The organism is Halobacillus salinarum (assembly GCF_022919095.1).
Taxonomy (GTDB): domain Bacteria; phylum Bacillota; class Bacilli; order Bacillales; family Halobacillaceae; genus Halobacillus_B; species Halobacillus_B salinarum.
In genome coordinates, this window is record NZ_CP095073.1 from 114,164 (window position 1) to 132,942 (window position 18,779).

Annotated in this window: 18 protein-coding genes and 1 pseudogene; 10 read left to right on the top strand and 9 right to left on the bottom strand. The window is 42.9% G+C overall.

Annotated features, from left to right (window positions below):
• Positions 1-66: 66 nt before the first annotated feature.
• The gene (locus MUN89_RS00570; RefSeq protein ID WP_244710552.1) at positions 67-2,172 is read right to left on the bottom strand and encodes a heavy metal translocating P-type ATPase; all 2,106 of its coding nucleotides are present in this window, start codon (positions 2,170-2,172) and stop codon (positions 67-69) included.
• Between the two features lie 272 nt (positions 2,173-2,444).
• On the opposite strand from MUN89_RS00570, the gene MUN89_RS00575 reads away from it, so the two are divergent.
• Genes MUN89_RS00575 through MUN89_RS00585 form a run of 3 tightly spaced genes read left to right on the top strand, consistent with a single transcriptional unit; the run spans position 2,445 to position 4,820 of the window.
• Positions 2,445-2,702, top strand: a complete 258-nt coding sequence (locus tag MUN89_RS00575) for a FeoA family protein (protein WP_244710554.1) — start codon at positions 2,445-2,447, stop codon at positions 2,700-2,702.
• Positions 2,699-3,430: a FeoB small GTPase domain-containing protein gene (locus tag MUN89_RS00580; RefSeq protein ID WP_244710556.1), complete on the top strand. Its 732-nt coding sequence runs from the start codon at positions 2,699-2,701 to the stop codon at positions 3,428-3,430. The genes MUN89_RS00575 and MUN89_RS00580 overlap by 4 nt, the downstream gene beginning before the upstream one ends.
• Positions 3,431-3,443: 13 nt before the next feature.
• Positions 3,444-4,820 (top strand): nucleoside recognition domain-containing protein, encoded by a 1,377-nt coding sequence (locus MUN89_RS00585; protein WP_244710558.1) that lies wholly within the window; start codon positions 3,444-3,446, stop codon positions 4,818-4,820.
• Between the two features lie 114 nt (positions 4,821-4,934).
• Here the strand turns inward: MUN89_RS00585 and MUN89_RS00590 are convergent, their stop codons facing one another.
• A complete protein-coding gene (locus tag MUN89_RS00590; protein ID WP_244710560.1) occupies positions 4,935-5,144 on the bottom strand; it encodes a hypothetical protein in 210 nt (69 codons plus the stop codon).
• 139 nt (positions 5,145-5,283) lie between these two features.
• On the opposite strand from MUN89_RS00590, the gene MUN89_RS00595 reads away from it, so the two are divergent.
• Positions 5,284-5,697, top strand: a complete 414-nt coding sequence (locus MUN89_RS00595) for a VOC family protein (RefSeq protein ID WP_244710562.1) — start codon at positions 5,284-5,286, stop codon at positions 5,695-5,697.
• 37 nt (positions 5,698-5,734) lie between these two features.
• Here the strand turns inward: MUN89_RS00595 and MUN89_RS00600 are convergent.
• Both MUN89_RS00600 and MUN89_RS00605 read right to left on the bottom strand, forming a co-directional pair.
• Positions 5,735-6,861: pseudogene (locus tag MUN89_RS00600) on the bottom strand (NAD(P)/FAD-dependent oxidoreductase).
• Positions 6,862-6,970: 109 nt separating this feature from the next.
• Positions 6,971-8,683 (bottom strand): DNA-binding protein, encoded by a 1,713-nt coding sequence (locus MUN89_RS00605; protein ID WP_244710564.1) that lies wholly within the window; start codon positions 8,681-8,683, stop codon positions 6,971-6,973.
• A 311-nt stretch (positions 8,684-8,994) separates the two neighbouring features.
• Between MUN89_RS00605 and MUN89_RS00610 the strand changes: the two genes are divergently transcribed.
• Positions 8,995-9,525, top strand: a complete 531-nt coding sequence (locus MUN89_RS00610; RefSeq protein ID WP_244710565.1) for a YceI family protein — start codon at positions 8,995-8,997, stop codon at positions 9,523-9,525.
• A gap of 152 nt (positions 9,526-9,677) precedes the next feature.
• Here the strand turns inward: MUN89_RS00610 and glpK are convergent, their stop codons facing one another.
• The 5 genes from glpK to MUN89_RS00635 form a co-directional block, all read right to left on the bottom strand.
• The gene (gene glpK, locus MUN89_RS00615) at positions 9,678-11,171 is read right to left on the bottom strand and encodes a glycerol kinase GlpK (RefSeq protein ID WP_244710567.1); all 1,494 of its coding nucleotides are present in this window, start codon (positions 11,169-11,171) and stop codon (positions 9,678-9,680) included.
• Between the two features lie 17 nt (positions 11,172-11,188).
• Entirely contained in the window at positions 11,189-12,019 is an 831-nt protein-coding gene (locus MUN89_RS00620; protein WP_244710569.1) for an MIP/aquaporin family protein, read from the bottom strand.
• A gap of 171 nt (positions 12,020-12,190) precedes the next feature.
• Positions 12,191-12,868: a Dph6-related ATP pyrophosphatase gene (locus MUN89_RS00625; protein WP_244710571.1), complete on the bottom strand. Its 678-nt coding sequence runs from the start codon at positions 12,866-12,868 to the stop codon at positions 12,191-12,193.
• 1 nt (position 12,869) lies between these two features.
• Positions 12,870-13,445: a GNAT family N-acetyltransferase gene (locus MUN89_RS00630; RefSeq protein ID WP_244710573.1), complete on the bottom strand. Its 576-nt coding sequence runs from the start codon at positions 13,443-13,445 to the stop codon at positions 12,870-12,872.
• 17 nt (positions 13,446-13,462) lie between these two features.
• Positions 13,463-14,473 (bottom strand): serine hydrolase domain-containing protein, encoded by a 1,011-nt coding sequence (locus MUN89_RS00635; RefSeq protein WP_244710575.1) that lies wholly within the window; start codon positions 14,471-14,473, stop codon positions 13,463-13,465.
• A gap of 133 nt (positions 14,474-14,606) precedes the next feature.
• Between MUN89_RS00635 and MUN89_RS00640 the strand changes: the two genes are divergently transcribed.
• From MUN89_RS00640 to MUN89_RS00660, 5 genes are all read left to right on the top strand, one after another.
• Positions 14,607-14,987 (top strand): carbonic anhydrase, encoded by a 381-nt coding sequence (locus MUN89_RS00640; RefSeq protein ID WP_244710577.1) that lies wholly within the window; start codon positions 14,607-14,609, stop codon positions 14,985-14,987.
• A gap of 427 nt (positions 14,988-15,414) precedes the next feature.
• Positions 15,415-16,518, top strand: coding sequence for a hypothetical protein (locus MUN89_RS00645; RefSeq protein ID WP_244710579.1), 1,104 nt, complete (start codon positions 15,415-15,417; stop codon positions 16,516-16,518).
• Between the two features lie 15 nt (positions 16,519-16,533).
• Entirely contained in the window at positions 16,534-17,118 is a 585-nt protein-coding gene (sipW, locus tag MUN89_RS00650; protein ID WP_244710581.1) for a signal peptidase I SipW, read from the top strand.
• Between the two features lie 56 nt (positions 17,119-17,174).
• The gene (locus MUN89_RS00655) at positions 17,175-17,984 is read left to right on the top strand and encodes a TasA family protein (RefSeq protein ID WP_244710583.1); all 810 of its coding nucleotides are present in this window, start codon (positions 17,175-17,177) and stop codon (positions 17,982-17,984) included.
• 183 nt (positions 17,985-18,167) lie between these two features.
• Complete coding sequence (locus MUN89_RS00660; protein ID WP_244710585.1) at positions 18,168-18,752, top strand: LPXTG cell wall anchor domain-containing protein; 585 nt, start codon at positions 18,168-18,170, stop codon at positions 18,750-18,752.
• The last annotated feature ends 27 nt before the right edge of the window (positions 18,753-18,779 follow it).

The window sequence follows — 18,779 nt, forward strand, 5'->3', positions numbered from 1 at the left end:
TCCTTTAATCAAATGTCCATTCCATAAAATAGAAAAAGCCTGCAGGGAGGTTCCCTTACAAGCTTTTTATCCAAGTTGTCTAGCTGCCTGTTTATTTGCTGCTGGACGTTCTGATGATTTTCTGCGCTCGACCAATACGGAAAGGCTCAATAACGTGACGAGTACTGTTGCCCCCATATCTGCTAAAATAGCGATCCACAGTGTCAAGAGACCAGGGATTGTAAGGAATAAAGCGACCAGCTTCAGCCCAAGAGCAAGTGTAAGATTCAGTTTAATCACCCGGTTAACTTTCTTTGCAATTCGAACCGATGCTGGCAGTTTGCCTAAATGATCCTGCATTAAAACGATATCGGCTGTTTCAATTGCGCTGTCGGTCCCTTTTCCCATCGCGATTCCTAAATGGGCAGCGGCCAGAGCAGGAGCATCATTAATTCCATCCCCGATCATGGCTACTTTGGAACGGTTCGATAATTTGTTTATTTTTTCCACTTTTTCTTCTGGTAACAAGCCGGCATAAACGCGGGACACGCCTACTTTGGAAGCTATCTTTTCAGCCGTCTTCTTATGATCGCCTGTAAGCATGACTGTCTGAGTAATCCCAGCTCTTTGAAGCTCATGAATCATCTCTCTGCTTTCTTCCCTGATTTCATCAGCCACCCCAAAGATTCCCATTATCCTATCCTCACAGGCGGTTATGACTAGTGTGTAACCCCCGTTTTTTAACGAATCAATATCCTCCTTGCGGTTATCATCAAGCTCTAGACGAGAAATCAGACGTTCATTCCCCATCCAGTAGGACTTTCCATCAATGACAGCCTCTATCCCTTCTCCTGGTATGGCTTTGAGCTCAGATGCTTCAAATAACTGTTCAGCAGCCACTGATTCATGCTCCATAACTGCTCTCGCAATAGGATGAGAGGAATTTTTTTCAATCGAACCTGCGATTCGGTAAAAATCGTCATCAAAGCTTTTGGCCATTTGTACAGACGGCTTTCCCTTGGTAAGTGTCCCAGTCTTATCGAAAGCAATGGTGTCGATTTTTCCTAAGAGTTCAAGGAATGAGCCGCCTTTAACGAGTATTCCGTTTCGGGCATTTTTTGTAATTCCTGATACAATCGCAATCGGAGAAGATAAAATCAACGCGCAAGGACATCCAACTATTAAAACTGCGAGGCCTTGATAAAGCCACGCTTCCCATCCGCCATTAAACAAAAGTGGCGGAAGAAGCATCACCATAATTGAGACCAGCATAATGAATGGGGTATAGTATTTCGAAAAGCGATTGATGAATAACTCCGTTGGTGTCTTTGTCTCTTGAGCTTCCTCCACTAAGTGGAGAATTCTGGCCAAAGAAGAATCCTTATAAGCTTTCGTTATTTTGACTTCCAATGTCCCCTCATTATTCAGGCTTCCTCCAAATAGGGAATCGCCAGTAAATTTTTCAACAGGCAGCGATTCTCCTGTGATCGCCGCTTCATTCACGGAACTGACTCCACTGACCACTACCCCATCAGAGGGAATTTTCTCCCCTGCCTTTACGAGAACCATGTCTCCTGTCTTCAATGAATCAATTGCCACCACTCTATGTTCCCCGTCAGGCATGAGCAAAGTGGCTTGTTTTGGAGCAATTTGCAAAAGCTTTTCCATGGAATGCCTCGCTTTTTCCATTCCCATCCCTTCTAAAAATTCATTCAAGCCGAACAGAATGGCTACGATCGTTGCTTCCCGCCATTCCCCAATTGCTACTGCTCCAATGAGTGCTACAGTCATTAAAGTTTCTATAGTGAACTTAAACCGGAATAAATTTTTGGCTCCTTTTACAAATGTAGAATAGCCACTGATCAGCATCGCTGACACGTACAAAAGAATGACCGCATAATATGGGAGTAGATCCCGGACAAAAAATGTGCAGCCGAACAGAATAGCAGAAACGATTACCATGTACGGGACACGAGGGGAATGATCGTGGTCGTGATCATCTTCCACTAAAGCCGCTCCATCTGCCTTTAATATACTCTTCACTTCATCAAGATTCACATCTTCATGGACGACCAGCTTGCTGGTATTAAACTTTAATTCAGCCGTTCCTCCATTGGTCAGCTGTCTAACTTGTCTTTCCATATCAGCTGCACAGTTGGCGCAGGACAGCCCCTGAATTTTATATTCCTTCATATGATCCTCCCCAAAGTTATCTTACATCGGTTCAAAATTAGTTATATGCACATATACTCATATATACATTTATGGTATGCAACTCTTTGTTTATTGTCAACCAAAACTTGAATATTACTTTTATTTTTTCCCTTATATATTTTTGTTGAATTGAGGAAACATTTTCGGTTATAATCAATATAGTGGAATATCGGCAATGCATATAAATTTTTTTACCGTAAATTTTGCCTTAGGGAAACTTTTTATCCCTAATACAAAAAGGAGTTGAAAAGATGACAAGTCCACTTCCAATCAATACATTTAAACCTGGAGATCAAATGAAAATTACTTCTATAGCATTAAAGGATGTCATGCGCCGCCGCCTGCTTGATTTAGGCTTTGTACCTGGAGCAGTCATTAAAATGGTGGATAAAAGCCCGCTCGGAGATCCGGTAGCTTTTCAGGTCAGCCATACGAAAATTGCCCTGAGAACGGAAGAAAGCTCCCTGATCTTTGCTGAATTACTAGATGGAGAGGATGATGAGCAATGAAACACACAGTAGCACTAGCCGGGAACCCTAACACAGGGAAGAGCACCCTGTTTAACGTATTAACCGGCATGAACCAGCACACAGGAAACTGGCCGGGAAAGACGGTCATGCGCGCGGAAGGCAGCTTGACCACAGGAAATCATGACTACCACATTGTGGATTTACCGGGTACTTATTCGCTTTATTCAAACTCCGAGGATGAAGAAGTAGCCAGAGATTACATCATTTTTGAAAAGCCTGCGATTACTTTAGTTGTCGTTGATGCAACTTCCTTAGAGAGAAACTTAAATATCGCTTTGCAAGTATTGGAGATGACTTCCTCCGTAATTGTTTGTGTCAATCTTATTGATGAAGCAAGACGAAAAGGGATTGAAATTGACAAGAATTCCCTTTCTGAAAAGCTGGGTGTACCTGTCATCCTCATGTCCGCAAGAGAAAAAACCGGCATTATTCAATTATTAAAAACAATGGATAAAATGATTGACGGGAAAATCAGCACTTCCCCTTACCAAATAAAATATAATGACGAGCTGGAAGAAAAAATTGAGGCACTACTTCCTAAAGTAGAGGAGCTTTGCGGCGATATCATGCCAAGCCGCTGGCTGGCTCTAAGGTTACTGGACGGGGACACTCAGTTAATTAAGGCTCTAAAAGATTACATGAACAATACGAAAGCCCCGGTGGCTGTCCCAAATAAAGAAGAAGGAGAATGCTGTCATGGCGCTTGATGCTCTAGATCGAATGAAACAATTAGATAACCTTGCAGCGGAAGCCGCTTCTTTGGAGCAAGATGATTTACGTGATGATATCGTCTCCAATATTTATCAGTCTTCGCGGAGCATCTGCCAATCTTCGATTACATCAACCAAAACAAAAATATCGTGGATGGATGAAAATTTAGACAAAATCTTAACGTCGAAAACGTTTGGTTTTCCAATTATGTTCTTAATGCTAGGGGTCGTCATTTATTTAACAATTGCCGGTGCCAACTACCCGGGGACATTTATTGCTGCCGCCTTTGCTAAAGGAGAAGAATGGCTGAGCGTATTGTTTACTTGGGCTCATTCTCCTGACTGGCTTTACGGACTGTTGGTGGAAGGCTTGTACAGAGGAACTTCCTGGGTGGTCAGCGTTATGCTTCCGCCGATGGCGATTTTCTTCCCTCTTTTTGCTCTATTAGAGAACTTTGGATATTTGCCAAGAGTTGCGTTCAACATGGATCGCCTGTTTAAAAAATCAGGCGCCCACGGAAAACAATCCTTAACGATGGCCATGGGCTTTGGATGTAATGCGGCAGCTGTAATGTCGACCAGAATTGTTGAATCGCCTCGTGAACGAATGCTTGCGGTACTCACAAATAACTTTGTCCCATGTAATGGGCGCTGGCCATTACTCATTCTATTGGCCGGACTGTTTATGGCCGCCGGATATTCCGGAGGTATGCAGACTTTTATTACTTCAGCTGTAGTCGTAGGAATCGTTTTGTTCGGAGTTGCCATGACTTTATTCGTCTCGTGGGGACTTTCCAAAACAATGCTGAAAGGAGTACCGACCCATTATACGCTTGAGCTTCCTCCTTACCGGAAGCCAAAAATATGGAATACCATCGTTAGAGCCACATTAGACAAATCCTGGTTCGTATTAAAAAGGGCCGTCGTAATCGCAGCCCCCGCTTCGTTATTTACCTGGATTCTTGCCAATATCACCGTAGGAGATGCTAGTATTTTGAACCATGCTGCGGGTTTTCTGGACCCGTTCGCACATGCTATCGGCCTTGATGGTTACATCCTGCTCGCTTTCATTCTCGGCTTGCCGGCAAATGAAATTGTCCTGCCGATTCTGTTAATGAGTTATCTTTCAACTACATCGATGATCGAGGTCAGTAACTTATCTGAGCTTAAGCAGATTTTCCTTGATCACGGATGGACTTGGCTCACAGCATTAAATATGATGCTGTTCTCACTGCTTCATTACCCTTGTGGAACGACAATGATTAATATTTATAAAGAAACGAAAAGTGCAAAATGGACTTTTACAGCCTTTGCCCTTCCTACCGCTATTGCCATCATTGTCACTTTCATCATCGCCCAAGTGGTGAGAGGATTTGGTTTAGTGTAAAACACGAGGCTGAGACAGGAACCACATTTGGTTTCTGTCTCTTTTTTATGTAGAGCAGGAAGCACCGAAAACGACGCTTCCTGAAGAGATGTCAGGGATGGATGGAATTTAACCCTAAGCTGGATCGTCTAGTTCATCAATTAGTCGAGAAACTAAAATATAATAGAGAAACAGCCATAATAAAAAAAAGAAAGCTAGTACGATTAAGATAGGAATGACAGCCGTATGCGTAACAATTGCGGCAACCGCTACAGCTGCAAGGGATACAGGAACAAAGACCGATGTGAATACTGCAAATTTTAGTCCTCTTACTAACGTTTCCATAGATCCTCACCTCCTTCTATCATTGTATGAATGGAAAGCAGAACATCCTGTACTACTATCTAGAACACCAATAAAGAGGCAACCTAATAGAGATTTCATAGCCATATGCTAGAATGGAGGAAGGAAAGGAGTGTTTTCAGTGGAAAAGAAATTGGACCACATCGGGATTGCTGTCCGGAACCTGGAAGACAGCATCCATTTCTATACCGAAGTCCTGGGTGGATCATTAATCGACCGATATCGCAGTGAAGCAAAAGGAGTGGAAAGCGAAATCGCGATCATTGATATCAAAGGGGAACGTACAGAACTGTTGATGCCGACCAACAACACCACCTCCCCTATCGCACGTTTTATTAGACAAAAAGGCAAAGGTGTCCATCACGTGGCGTATCACGTTGAAGATTTAGAGGAAGCTTTAAAAGAGCTCGAGAGCAAAGGGATCCGGACACTGGAAGACACACGTCGCGTGAACAAGCATGGAAGACGGCTCATCTATTTAAATCCCGCAGATACTGAAGGTACGATCATCGAATACTGTGATTATCCAAAATAAAAACCCTTTGCATGTAAAAAGTGCAAAGGGTTTTTCCTTAATCGGTGAAGGATTCGATTGCCTGATTAATATCATAATCCGCAGAGTTAAGCTCCGTTTCCTGCCCTAAAGCAAGCCTGGCAACCTCCGCCCCTAAAAATGGACCTGAGGTTAAACCAGAAGCTCCCAAACCATTAGCGGCTAGTAATCCTTTATAATTTTCAATCGTACCAAACATAGGAAGAAACCCGGGGTAAAAGGTCGAAAGCCAACCCGTGCTTCTACGAAGGTGCTCTCTGCCAACCCAGGAGCGATCGCCAGAGCTTTATGAAAAATTTCGAAAATCCCACCTGCTGTAATTCTTCGATCTCCGTCTGAATCGTTCTCATGCGTTGCTCCAGCAATAATCCTGCCGCCGTCAAAAGATAGTAAATACTGGTCATTAGGCGGCATGACCACTGGCCACGATTGTGTATCTGTTTCAGGAAGTTCCAGGTGAACAATCTGCGCTTTTTGAGAAGAAATTAAAAATTTCATACCTAAAGGTTTGAAAAGTCCGGCTCCCCATACGCCTGCAGCAGCAATAGTTTGGTCAGCATAGTACACTTCTCCAGCCGCTTTTGCCCCAAGCACCCGCTTATTTTCCACAAGCAGTTCAGCTTTCGCTCGAATGACTTGCGCCCCATATTTTATTGCGGACCTGAGCAGTGCCCCTCTCAAAGCTCGCCCATTGACCCGGGCTGCTCCGCTTACATGAACGGAACCATACTCCTCTGCCAAGGGAGGAAACAGCTGTCTTGTTTCCTCAGGAGACAGTCTCGTAATTTCCCCAATTTCCGGGGCCGCTTCCCGCCGCTTAACCGCCCGTTCCACCATTTGGTCAAGCTTTTTATCTTCCGTATGAAGACTAAGCGCTCCGACCTGCTTATAGCCCGTTTCCGTCTCTCCCAAAGACTCAAGTTCTTCAACAAGCTTTGGATAAAAAGCTGCTCCTCCGCTTGCAAGCCGGTACCAAATTTTATTTCTACGCTGGGAAAGCCACGGACACACAATACCAGCTGCTGCATCTGTCGCCTGACCGGGCTCGTGATGATCAATAATCGTTACGTCCGCACCTGATTTAGCCAAATGAAAGGCGGCCGAGGCTCCTAATACTCCTCCGCCGATTACAATAAAGGATGTCATATGAAGCTCCTCTTCTAAATAAGACTCATGCTGATTATTTTACAAGATTACCTGGCCGCTCACAAATGTGCAAAAAAATAACCCCGCTAAAGATCAGCGGGGTCCAGCTTTATTCGTTTTCGAGTGCTTGAATAGTCATTTTATCAACAGTCGCTGTTTGATTGCCTCTTACCTGCACCTGCATTTCCACTTGGTCTCCTTTTTGCAGGAAAATGGACAATGGTGCTTTGCTGACCGTGACGGTATAGATCGTCGTATCGCCTTCCAGCAGGAACTGCACGGCCTGCCTTTTTTCTGTCGAAGTGACCAGTACGCGGCTAACCGTCCCTGTCTTAGTAGTAGCCTCTACCCCTTCACTGCCTTCCACATTGCTTGGATCCTGGGCCAGCTGAAGACGGTAGGCATTTAACGTTTGCTTAGCCGTATCACCAAACACGGCAAAATCAGAATCGGATGCTTTTATATACGCATATTGCTTAAACAAACCATTCGGGTCGAGGACATTGACAATCCACGTCGGATTTCCATCGATGTTATATAGGATCGGCATCGAGCCTTTCCAATTCTTTTCTGGAAACTCTTTATTAACGATTTGTTTGGCACCTTTACTGTCCATGATGCCATTGTTTTTCTGCCCGTTATAATAAACCAGTTTTCCTGTACGGGCATGCACAAGCGTATAGCCTAACGCTGAATCGATATTTTCTTTCGGTGAAGCCATATCCGTAAAGTAATACATCTCCCCGTTTTCATTAAAAATCGGGGTAACACTGCTCTCTGTTCCAGACTCATTCGGAATCTTCACATCTTTTTTACCGAATATGGAATTCAGCCAGCCGTGTACATATTTACCGAAATAGCTATTCTCATCAGCTGCCATCTCTGAACTAATCGGCCCGTCAATAAAGGAGGGAGATTTGTCCGTATCATAATTCTGCACCTCACCGGTTACCGGATCAACAACGGCCACTTTCACCTCATTCAAATCGGGACGGTTGGTTAAAGGAATCGGTTTATAGAGCGTTTGAACATACCAGGGCTTGCCTTTATCATCCACTTCAATTTGGGCCTCCCCGCTTTGTATATAACGAGGGTATTTACTGTAAATCGCCCGCTGAACGTTGTGGTTAAAATAACTGGAATTCGTATAACTCATCTTGCTTTTTTGGAATTCAGGCTGGGCATTCACATTGGTAGCAGGAATGGAAAAGTAACCTTCTGTTTCTTTCCCTCTGACATATTTCCAGAAGCTTGTAAATTCTACTGGAGCAATATAGACGATGTTTCCATCCACCTGCTGGGCTTGCAGCTTGCCTAAGTCATAGAATTGTGTATTGGGGACTACACTCATTGCTTTTTGAATTTTGTTTCTTGCCGATTCCGGCGCCACCGAAATCGGGGTGTTGTTTTCATTTAATGGTTTGGCTTCACTTTCCTCTTGTTTATCAATCGACTGGTAGACATCGTCGAGTGACACAATGCCTGCGATAAAAATTCCAACAATCGCAAGAGCCATCACCAAAAACACGAGTCCAGTAATAGATTTATGCAAACCTCTGTACTGAATCTGGCTCCTTGCACCTAAATATAAGAGTGGAGTTAAAATCACGGCATCAACAGCATTTAAAATAATTAAATTGGCAATTGTCATAGGCGGCAGGAATGCATAGACCCCGATGACAACAAGAATGAAACTAGCAACAAACAACCCAAGAGCTGTTTGCAGCAGCTGCTTTTTATTTCTTTTTGTCAAAACGGCAAGGAGCGCGAGTAGAAAAAATAACAAATGGGACATAATAGCAGTAAGTAATATACCTGGCATTTTCTTCTCTCCTAATAATATGATTGGATTTACTACTCTTTACGGATGCTGAAGCGTGATGGTTTCAAATTTTAACAAACTTATCTGCCCCTCACGATTCCTATGATCTTGAGTGGGGGTTTTATGCCCATTTCCAGAATATTGTTTTTATTAGACAGAGAAGCGGGAAAGGACTTACTATACATGTAAAGCCTAATTATTTCGAATTTAAGATATTCCTCTTGACGGATAAAAACATTCATTGTATAGTTACTTACATAAAGTAAGTTGATTAATAAATGAAATTAAATGATTATTTTAGGAGGCAACGTATGAGTACTTTAAAGTTAGACAAAGCACACAGCAGTATTAATTTTCAAATCAAGCACATGATGGTTTCGAAAGCAAAAGGAGAATTCGAAGATTTTGACGTGGACTTCAGCGGCGACTTATCCAACCTTGAATCTGCTTCTGTCAAAGTGAGGATTGCAGCAGCATCCATTGACACTGGTAACGAGGATCGTGACAATCATTTAAGAACCGGCGATTTCTTCGAAGCAGAAAAATATCCAAACTTTGTGTTTGAAAGCACATCCATTAAAAAAACAGCGGATGAAGAATATGAAATTACAGGCGACTTCACTATTAAAGGCGTAACAAACAAGGAAACCTTTACAGCTGAATACAACGGCACGTCTAAAAGCCCGCTAGATGGCAGTACTGTTGCCGGATTTGATGTCACTGGTAAACTAAATCGTGAGGATTATGGACTCACCTATAATGCTGCGCTTGAAACAGGCGGAGTTCTAATTGGTAAAGAAGTTAAATTTGATGCAAACCTTGAATTCATTGTAGAAGAATAAACGTTTCTTCTTTAAAGAAGAAATGAAGCTGCCGAGATCTCACTCGGCAGCTTTTTTAGTCAGGCAGGAAATAGAGGGATAAATAAATTTGATTGTGCTCTGAACAGAGAAAAGCTTGCAGAAGGAGAGAAAATCCTCTGCAAGCTTCTATATTATTTAAATTCACGTGTTGCTGTAACGGCTTTTTTCCAGCCATGATACAGCTGTTCGCGTTCAGAAGGATCCATGTCGACCGTAAACGTTTTTTCATTTTTCCACTGGGTGGCAATTTCGTTCTTGTCTTTCCAATAGCCGACGGCAAGACCCGCTAAATAAGCGGCACCTAGTGCTGTCGTTTCTTGAATGACAGGCCGCTCCACTGGAACATTCAACATGTCACTTTGAAATTGCATTAAGAAGTTATTTTTCACAGCTCCACCATCTACGCGCAACGTTTTCAAGTCGATTCCGGAATCCGCAATCATGGCATCGAGCACATCCTTCGTTTGATACGCAAGAGATTCAAGCGTAGCCCTGACGATGTGCTGCTTCGTTGTCCCCCGTGTAAGGCCGAACATAGCTCCGCGGGCATCACTATCCCAATAAGGAGTTCCCAGTCCAACGAAAGCAGGCACCATGTAAACTCCTTCTGTTGAATCAACTGCTAAGGCATCATTTTCACTATCTGGAGCGCTTTCAATTAATTTCATGCCATCTCTGAGCCATTGAATCGCAGAGCCGGCTACGAAAATACTCCCTTCTAATGCATATTCCACTTTTCCATCTACACCCCAGGCAAGCGTAGTAAGCAGGCCGTTTTCTGAGCTCACGCCCTCTTCTCCTGTGTTCATCAGCATAAAACAGCCCGTACCGTAAGTATTTTTAGCCATCCCTTTGTCAAAACAAGCCTGACCGAATAAAGCGGCCTGCTGGTCGCCTGCAATTCCTGCGATCGGCACTTCTTCCCCGAAGAAATGATAGTCCACAGTCTTTGCATAAACCTCTGAAGACTGCTTAACTTCAGGCAGCATACTTTTTGGCACGCCTAAAATATCCAACAGCTCATCGTCCCATTGAAGATCATAAATGTTAAACATTAACGTTCGTGAAGCATTGGAGTAATCGGTGATATGGGCTTGTCCACCAGAAAGCTTATACACTAGCCACGTATCTACTGTACCGAAGAGAAGCCCGCCTTTGTCCGCTTTTTCCCGGGCGCCATCAACGTTATCTAGAATCCATTTTACTTTCGTACCCGAGAAATATGGATCGAGTAACAATCCCGTTTTCTCGCGGAATAAGTCATTGTAGCCCTGACCTCTCAGTTCCTTGCAGATTCCTTCCGTTTGACGCGATTGCCAGACGACCGCTTTATAGATCGGTTTTCCTGTGTTCTTGTCCCAGACGATCGCTGTCTCCCGCTGATTGGTAATCCCAATCCCAGCGATTTGACTTGGTTCAACATCCGCTTTTCTAAGCACATCCGCTATGCAGGCAAGCACCGATGTCCAAATTTCATTAGCATCATGTTCAACCCAGCCCGGCTTTGGAAAAAACTGTTCAAACTCCTTCTGTCCGGTAGCGACAATTTCACCCGCCTGATTAAATAAAATAGCTCTCGAGCTCGTAGTTCCCTGGTCTAAAGATAAAATAAATTGTTCTGGCATGTTCCATCTCCTCCAATTTAGCTTATTTTTTCTTCTATGTGATCAGCTGCTGTTTCCCCTTTTTCAATTTCAGATTTCGCAGCTGCGACTACAATAAACAGCATGACTACGCTCAGCACCCAAAACAAAATGGAGTACTCCCCTAAAAATAAAGCCCGGTAAAAGACGGCGCCGTATGCCCCTCCCAGGATCGGGCCAACGACCGGTATCCACGCATAGCTCCAGTCCGACCCTCCTTTGCCCGGGATCGGCAGTAAGGCGTGAGCGATCCGCGGACCTAGATCCCGCGCCGGGTTGATCGCATAACCTGTCGCTCCGCCGAGGGACATTCCAATAGCCACAATCAGCGCACCGACAATGAGCGGGTTTAATCCTTCTGTAAAATCGTTCGCCCCTATAAACATCAGTCCCATGAGCAGAACGAATGTCCCGATTATTTCACTGACTAAATTAGAAAACGGGCTCCTGATCGCCGGATCTGTCGCAAAAACCCCAAGCTTCACCGCTTTGTCTTCCGTCTTACGCCAGTGCGGCAAATAGTTTAAAAACACGATTGCAGCGCCCGCGATGGCCCCAAGCATTTGAGCACTGATATACAAAGGCACTTTCGACCAGGGAAACTCGCCGGCAATAGCAAAACCTATAGTCACCGCTGGATTAATATGGGCGCCTGTGAAATTTCCAACTGCATAAACCCCCATCGTTACCGCCAGACCCCAGGCAATCGTAATGACGACCCAGCCTGACCCTTCCGCCTTCGTTCCTTTAAGCACTACGCCTCCAACAACACCGCCTCCTAAGATGATGAGAATCATCGTGCCAATTAACTCTGCAGCAAACTCTGACATGTGTGTTCACTCCTTTTTGTTAACGAGAGTCGAGAACAAAAAAGAGACCCACACGAATCATCAGCACCCTTCTCTAAGAAAAGTACCAATTTTACGTGTGAGTCTCTAATTCTCCGTCACATTGTTAACTTGTTGTAAATAGACTAACCCAATTTGTAAACGCTGTCAACTTTAATATTCGTTTATTTTTTCCAATTCGACATGCAGGAAGCTTCCAGATGTCGTTTCAAACCGCCGTCCAGGCCGAACAGCCATTTTCTTTTTAAACGGTGGACCGTTAAAAACAAAGCTGTGGAATTCACCATTTTCCCCGCACGGATCAATCCCAGGAGGCAGCGTATTCAAAAAATCCTGGTTGAACAATTTCCCGGCAAATTCCTCAGAAAGTTTGTACGCATCTATAGAAGTGACAATGGCCTCGAACCCTTCGTTGATAAACTCATTGGCTATTTTCCCGGTATCTTCTTTCCATAAAGGAAAGATCCCTTCCATTCCCGCTTTTTTTAAATGCTTCACCCGATAGGCTTTAATATCTTCTAAGAAGAGGTCCGCATGGACAATCGTATGGATGTCCTGCTCTTTAAAATGACCAAATTGCTCTTTCAATCTCTGTTCATAAGTAGAATTATCTGCATTTGCCGGGAGCTTAACTTCATAGAGTGGTAGACCAAGAGACTCTGCCTGCTCCTGGATGAGTTCTCTTTTTACTTCGTGCATCGGCAGACGTCCGCTTGCTTCAGAAGTCGTTGACAGCAACCCTTTCACTTCATACTCCGGGTGATTCAAAAGCCGATGTAATGCAAGCGCACTGTCCTTGCCCCCGCTCCATGAAACGATTACTTTTTTCAAATTATCCCTCCTGTTTACCATTGATCTTGGCATACACGCACGTATCGCGCACTTCCTCACCATCGACAGAAAGGTCTTCATTTTTGAAGATACCTTCCAATTCAAACCCGAGCCTTTCTGGAACTGCCTTGCTTCTTACATTTTTGGCATCACAGCGGACCTCCACTCGACGAGCTGCAAGTTCATTAAAAGCAAACTTGGTCACTCCATCCACGGCCTCCGTCACATACCCTTTGCCACTCCAAAGAGTGTTGGCCCAATAGCCGATCTCAAATTTTCGGACATTCCAATCCATGCGGTGAAGTCCTGTAGAACACACAAGGTCTCCGGTTTCTTTGTGAAAGACAAGCAGCCGCAAATCTTCCCGTTTTAGAAAACGAATATGTGATTCACGAATGTTGATTTCCGTTTCTTCTTCTGTCTGGTCCTTTTGAGCAAACGGGAGCCACGGCCTCAGTTCCTTAATAGAAGCCTGGATCGCATGATATACGATTTTTCCATCTCCAGGTCTCGGCATACGGATATGTAAGCGTTCTGTTTCAAATTCATGAGGAAAATCCAGCAATATGGGATTCATAGACTTCGACTCCTTGTTCATAGAATATGAGGAAGAATTTCTCCGATCAGCCCTTCCAGCTGGTGGACACCTAGATCGGCATTTGTCATTACTATAGCACCACGGCCCGCAAAAGGATAGGCGGCCATAAGCGATTGATACCCCGCCCCCCATCCTAAAGACGAGATTTCGAGAAGATCTCCTGATGGATCAATAAATACACCTAGTCCTGTCCATTCAGAACATCCTTGAGAGGTCACCATCTCTTTAGCCGATTCTTGAGGAATTCCTAGTTTTCCTTTACCACTGACAGCCTTCATAACCTCTACTAACAGCTTCGCTAAATCGTCAGAACTCGACCAGAGTCCCGCAGCAGCTGGATAAGGATAAATAGAGAACTTTTCTTCCAGCCTCTTGCCTGATGAATCGTGGCCGCAAGCCATCTTGTCCGTGCATTGTTCAGGGGAACTGGTAATTTGGCTATGGTTCATTTGGAGAGGTGTAAAGATCTTCTGCTCAACCACTGTCTCAAAGGATTCCCCAGTTATCTTCTCAATCATGTACTGCAGGAAGCAGAACCCCGCATCAGTATAGATAAATTTCTCTCCTGGGGATACCTTGGGATAAATTTGCTCCTGGCAATAAACCGTTTTTCCAGCTAATAAGTCATCTATAGCAGGCCGTCCATAACGGCTTTCATATTCGCCGAAACTTTTCGGAGGATCTATAAATCCTGCCTGGTGAGATAAAAGAGAACGAAGGGTGATCGGAGAATAATCCTCGTGATCGTCCCCTTGCAAATAATAGTTCACTTCCTCATCCAGAGATAGAGTCCCTTCACCGACCAGCTTTAATACCAGCATAGCAGCCGTCCATTTGCTCATAGAACAAGCATTAAACAAGGAAGATTCATTCACGTTTCTATCGGTTCCTGCTTCCAGCACACCTTTAACAACTGTTTCTTGGATCATTGCGTTTCTTACCGTGGAAAAACTTAACCCTGGGACTTGAAATTCTCTCATTTTCTTTTCAATGTCTACATCGTTCACCTTTACTCCTCCCCTCTATGAACCTACCATACTAAAAGATCTCAGCATTTTCCATCTTTGCCAGAGTGGATTTCAATGCAGGATTTCGATAGAATCATTATATACTTATTAAAATGTTATGGAGGGAAAAACAATGTCTGAAGGAAAATTTGTGACGGCCATTAATTGTATGGATGGACGAGTCCAGCAGCCCGTCTTCAACTGGATGAAAGAGCGCTTCTCAGCTCCCTATGTAGATATGATCACCGAAGCCGGCCCGAATAAGGTTCTCTTAGAAGGGTCTGATGAGGAAGTCAATGCTATTAAATCAAAGGTAATGATCTCCTATGAAGCCCACGGCTCTGAAGTCATAGCGATTATCGGCCACCACGATTGCGCCGGAAATCCGGTGGATAAAGAAGAAAAAGTTGCCCAAATCCAAAAAGCCGTCGATAAAATCAAATCCTGGGATTTAAACGTAGAAGTACTTGGATTGTATGTGAATGAAAACTGGGAAGTTGAATCTGCATCCTGAAAAATGGCCATTCTCCGGCCATTTTTTTATGTCCTCCTTTACCCTGCCCTCCTCTAATTCAATAAGAAGCCAACCTTTATTAGACATTTGTTCTATTTAAAGAACATTATTTTTAAAAAATTGAATTATTAAGTAAATTAAAGGAAAAAGAAGAAAATAACAGATAAATTGTTCTTTATAACGAAAATACCTCATTTTTGAGACTTTCCTCATCTTCCACTTCGATATATACTCAACTCGTACCATTCTTAATAAAGAACAAACGAAAGATCAAAAAGAACATCCGTGTGCAGGAAAGGGGTGTGTTCCTCTGGAGAAAAGGTCGGACAAAATTAAAAGAGAGCGAAAAAAGCGACGTAGAAAAAAATTTAAAATTGGCAAATCATTAACCTCTGGATTAGCTGCTTCATCTTTATTAATTACTGGATTGTCCCATGTAACCGGCAGTACTTATGGTGCGTTTAATGATATCGAATCTGTAAACGGCCATATCAAAATGTGTGAAGTTTTTCCTAGCGCGATTGAAGGAAAGTTTGAAGAGCTTATCCGTCATCTCGACCAACTAACAGAAATCGTCAACTCTATCACTCCTTATGAAAAGAAAAAATATAACTTTCAGGATTTTAACAAGCCGGAGCACTATTCTCAAGATCAATTAGACAAGCTCGCAGGCGAGATTGATATTCAAACCAAAACCTATCACAAAGAGATTACAACGATGCATCACAAACATGACTACTACTTAGAGAAAAAGAAAAAAATTCTCGAAGAACTCGACAAAATTTGTGAGATTTTAAATCAATTGAAGCAATACAAAAACTATGATTCAAAATGTACAGCAATTAATAAATCCGCTATAACGTACGAACTGAATAAGAAACTAAATGAATGCGGTATTCTAACCCTTACCTTTCGATATGCTGTTATCCATCTTTTAAATGAGTTCCCTTCAAAAAATGGAAAGCATATCAAAGGCTTTGCAGCTAAATCAGCAGTACCCTCTTCTCAAGATTTCAATATCGATCAAGCAGTGGATGATTATTTTGACGAATTCCTCACAAATTTGAAAACCGATGAGGAACAAGTAAATACAGAGCTTACGAAGCTTGAGCAATTGAAAACAGAGGTTGAAAAAGTATCTAAACAAAAACAAGCAGAAGCTGAAAAACAAAAGGCTGAGGAAGAACTTAAAAAGCAACAAGCGGAAGAAAAAGCTAAAGCCGAACAGCAAAAAGCAGATCAAGAGAAAAATAATGATTCAACTAATAGTAATAAGGATCAGTCCGAGAAAAAACAACAACCAAAAAAGGAAAGTCAGCCAGTTAAAGACAAAGAACCCGCTCCGGAGAAGCCAAAGGATTCCCCTGCACCACCGAAAGAAAAAGAACCCAGTGCAGAACCACAGCCAGAGCCACCTGAGCAGACTGAAAAACAGCAGCCATTGGAAAAGTCAAAAACAGAGCCAAGCAAGCAGTCTGACCATCAAACGAAGGAACCCGACCCTGCAGCTTCGAGCGATTCTACTACCTAAGGAGGTATTTACCTAATGAGTGGCAAGAAAATACTGAGTGTGCTCAGTACCCTTTTAAATATTCTGTTGTTTGCCGTGTTAGTAAGTATGATCTTTTTAGTTATCTCGGCAAAAGCTTCGGGAGGAGAACCCAATATCTTTGGATACCAAATAAAAACGGTTCTCTCAGGATCTATGGAGCCTACATTTAAAACTGGGTCCGTCATAGCTGTCAATCCCGACATTGATAATAAAACCTTTCAAAAAGGAGACATTGTAACCTTCATGAAAGATAAGGATACACTTGTCACCCATAGAATTATCGACGTCCAGAAGACTGGAAACAACGTAATCTACCACACTAAAGGGGACAACAATGATGGTCCAGATATGGATCCTCTCCTTGCTGAAAATGTGGTTGGAGAATATACAGGAATCACCATTCCTTATTTAGGAAAAATGATAACTTTTGCAAATTCACAGCTTGGAGCAGTTTTCCTTCTCATTGTACCAGGAGTCCTTCTCATTCTGTATTCAGCCTTTACGATCTGGAAAACTCTCGGACAATTTGTGGACAATAAAGAGGTTAAGAACCAAACCACTAAACAGGAAGCACAATAGTTTGTTAACCCTTAAGGGGTTCAAAATAAAAAATAGGATTAATGGGAGGTAACAAAATGAGTGTAAAAAAGAAATTGGCAATGGGCGTGATGACAGGTGCACTTGGACTATCTTTAGTTGGTGGAGGAACATATGCGGCTTTTAACGACACAGCGACAATTAATAACCATTTTGCTTCTGGCGAACTTGATTTGGTAGTAGGAAAAAGTGCAAACAAACCGATTAGCTTTGATCTCACAAACATGAAGCCTGGCGACAATGTACAAAGGATCTTTAAGTTAAGTAACGGCGGCACTCTTGCTATTAAAGATGTTCTACTTACCGCTACAGCAAGTAATTTCAGTGATACCGATGGTGATTCTGGTAAAAATGCATTCCTATCCCAATTTGAAGTGAATTTCATGAACACTGATGGAGAAACTTCCCAATGGCAGCCAAGAGAAGATGTAATTATGGATAATGCAACATTAACTTTAGCAGATTTAGTAAATAATAGTGTTTCTTCCAAAATTAAACCAGGACATTTAGTAGATGGAAAAATCAATCTCGCTTCTATCGCTACGGGAGATACTAGAGGTATTCCTGTCGATCCACCTGACACGGATGATGTATTTATTCAAATTACCTTTAAAGATGATCCAACAAAAAATGGTAATAATGAATATGTACAGAACAAGTTTATGAATGCTAGTGTCGACTTCTACTTTAACCTAGAAGCTACTCAATGGGATGGAGTCGATGTAGACTCCCATAACGGAAATGGAGCAGTAAATAATGGTGTCCAAAGCTCATCAGATGGCACAGGAACACCGGATCCTAAAACAGACAGCGCTGGCGGCACACATTCTGAAGAAGTTACAGACTAATTTCAGAATCTCATAGATTGGCAGACAAAAGGTGGGCTTCCCACCTTTTGTCATTCCAAAGTTAAATGAGGTGAATCAATGAAACTCCTTTTTAAAGGCTCTGCTTTTTATTGCTTACTCCTTTGCTTTATATTCATATTTAGGCCTTTCGGCTCTACCTTAGCTTTAGAAAATAACACCGTTGTGGACATCAGCAATCACTCAACGAAATTATTTTTTAATGTAGATAACCTTAAGCCGGGAGACTGGACGACAAGCCAATTAATTATTAAAAACAGCCAACAGAGTACCCGGAAATATACGATGTTCGTAAAACAGAATTCCGGTTCAGAATTACTTTTTAACCAATTACATTTAACGATAAAAGATTCGTCCAGCACCATTTATGATGGAAAGCTCAGCCAGTTTAATGGTTTTGATAACAGAAGTCTTTCCGCATCTGAAACCGAAACACTTGATTTCGAAGTTAAGTTCCCCTATGAATCCGGGAATGAATTCCAAGGTTTAGGGACAGATGTTGTCTTCCAATTTCTCGCTGAAGCAGATCCTGCACCTGGCACAACACCAGATCAGGATACAAACCCAGGCAGTACACCTGTATCCAGCGGTCATGCAGAGACACCGCAAGTACAGCCGGTATTTGCAAGCGGTGGTCTTCTTCCACAGACCGGTCAGGGAGTTCCTTATCTCTACTATATAATTGGAGGATTGCTGCTGGCAGCTGGCGGTTCCCTTTTTATAAAGAGCCGGTTCGTCCAAAAATTATAAAGCAGAGAGCAGAATCCCTTGATGATT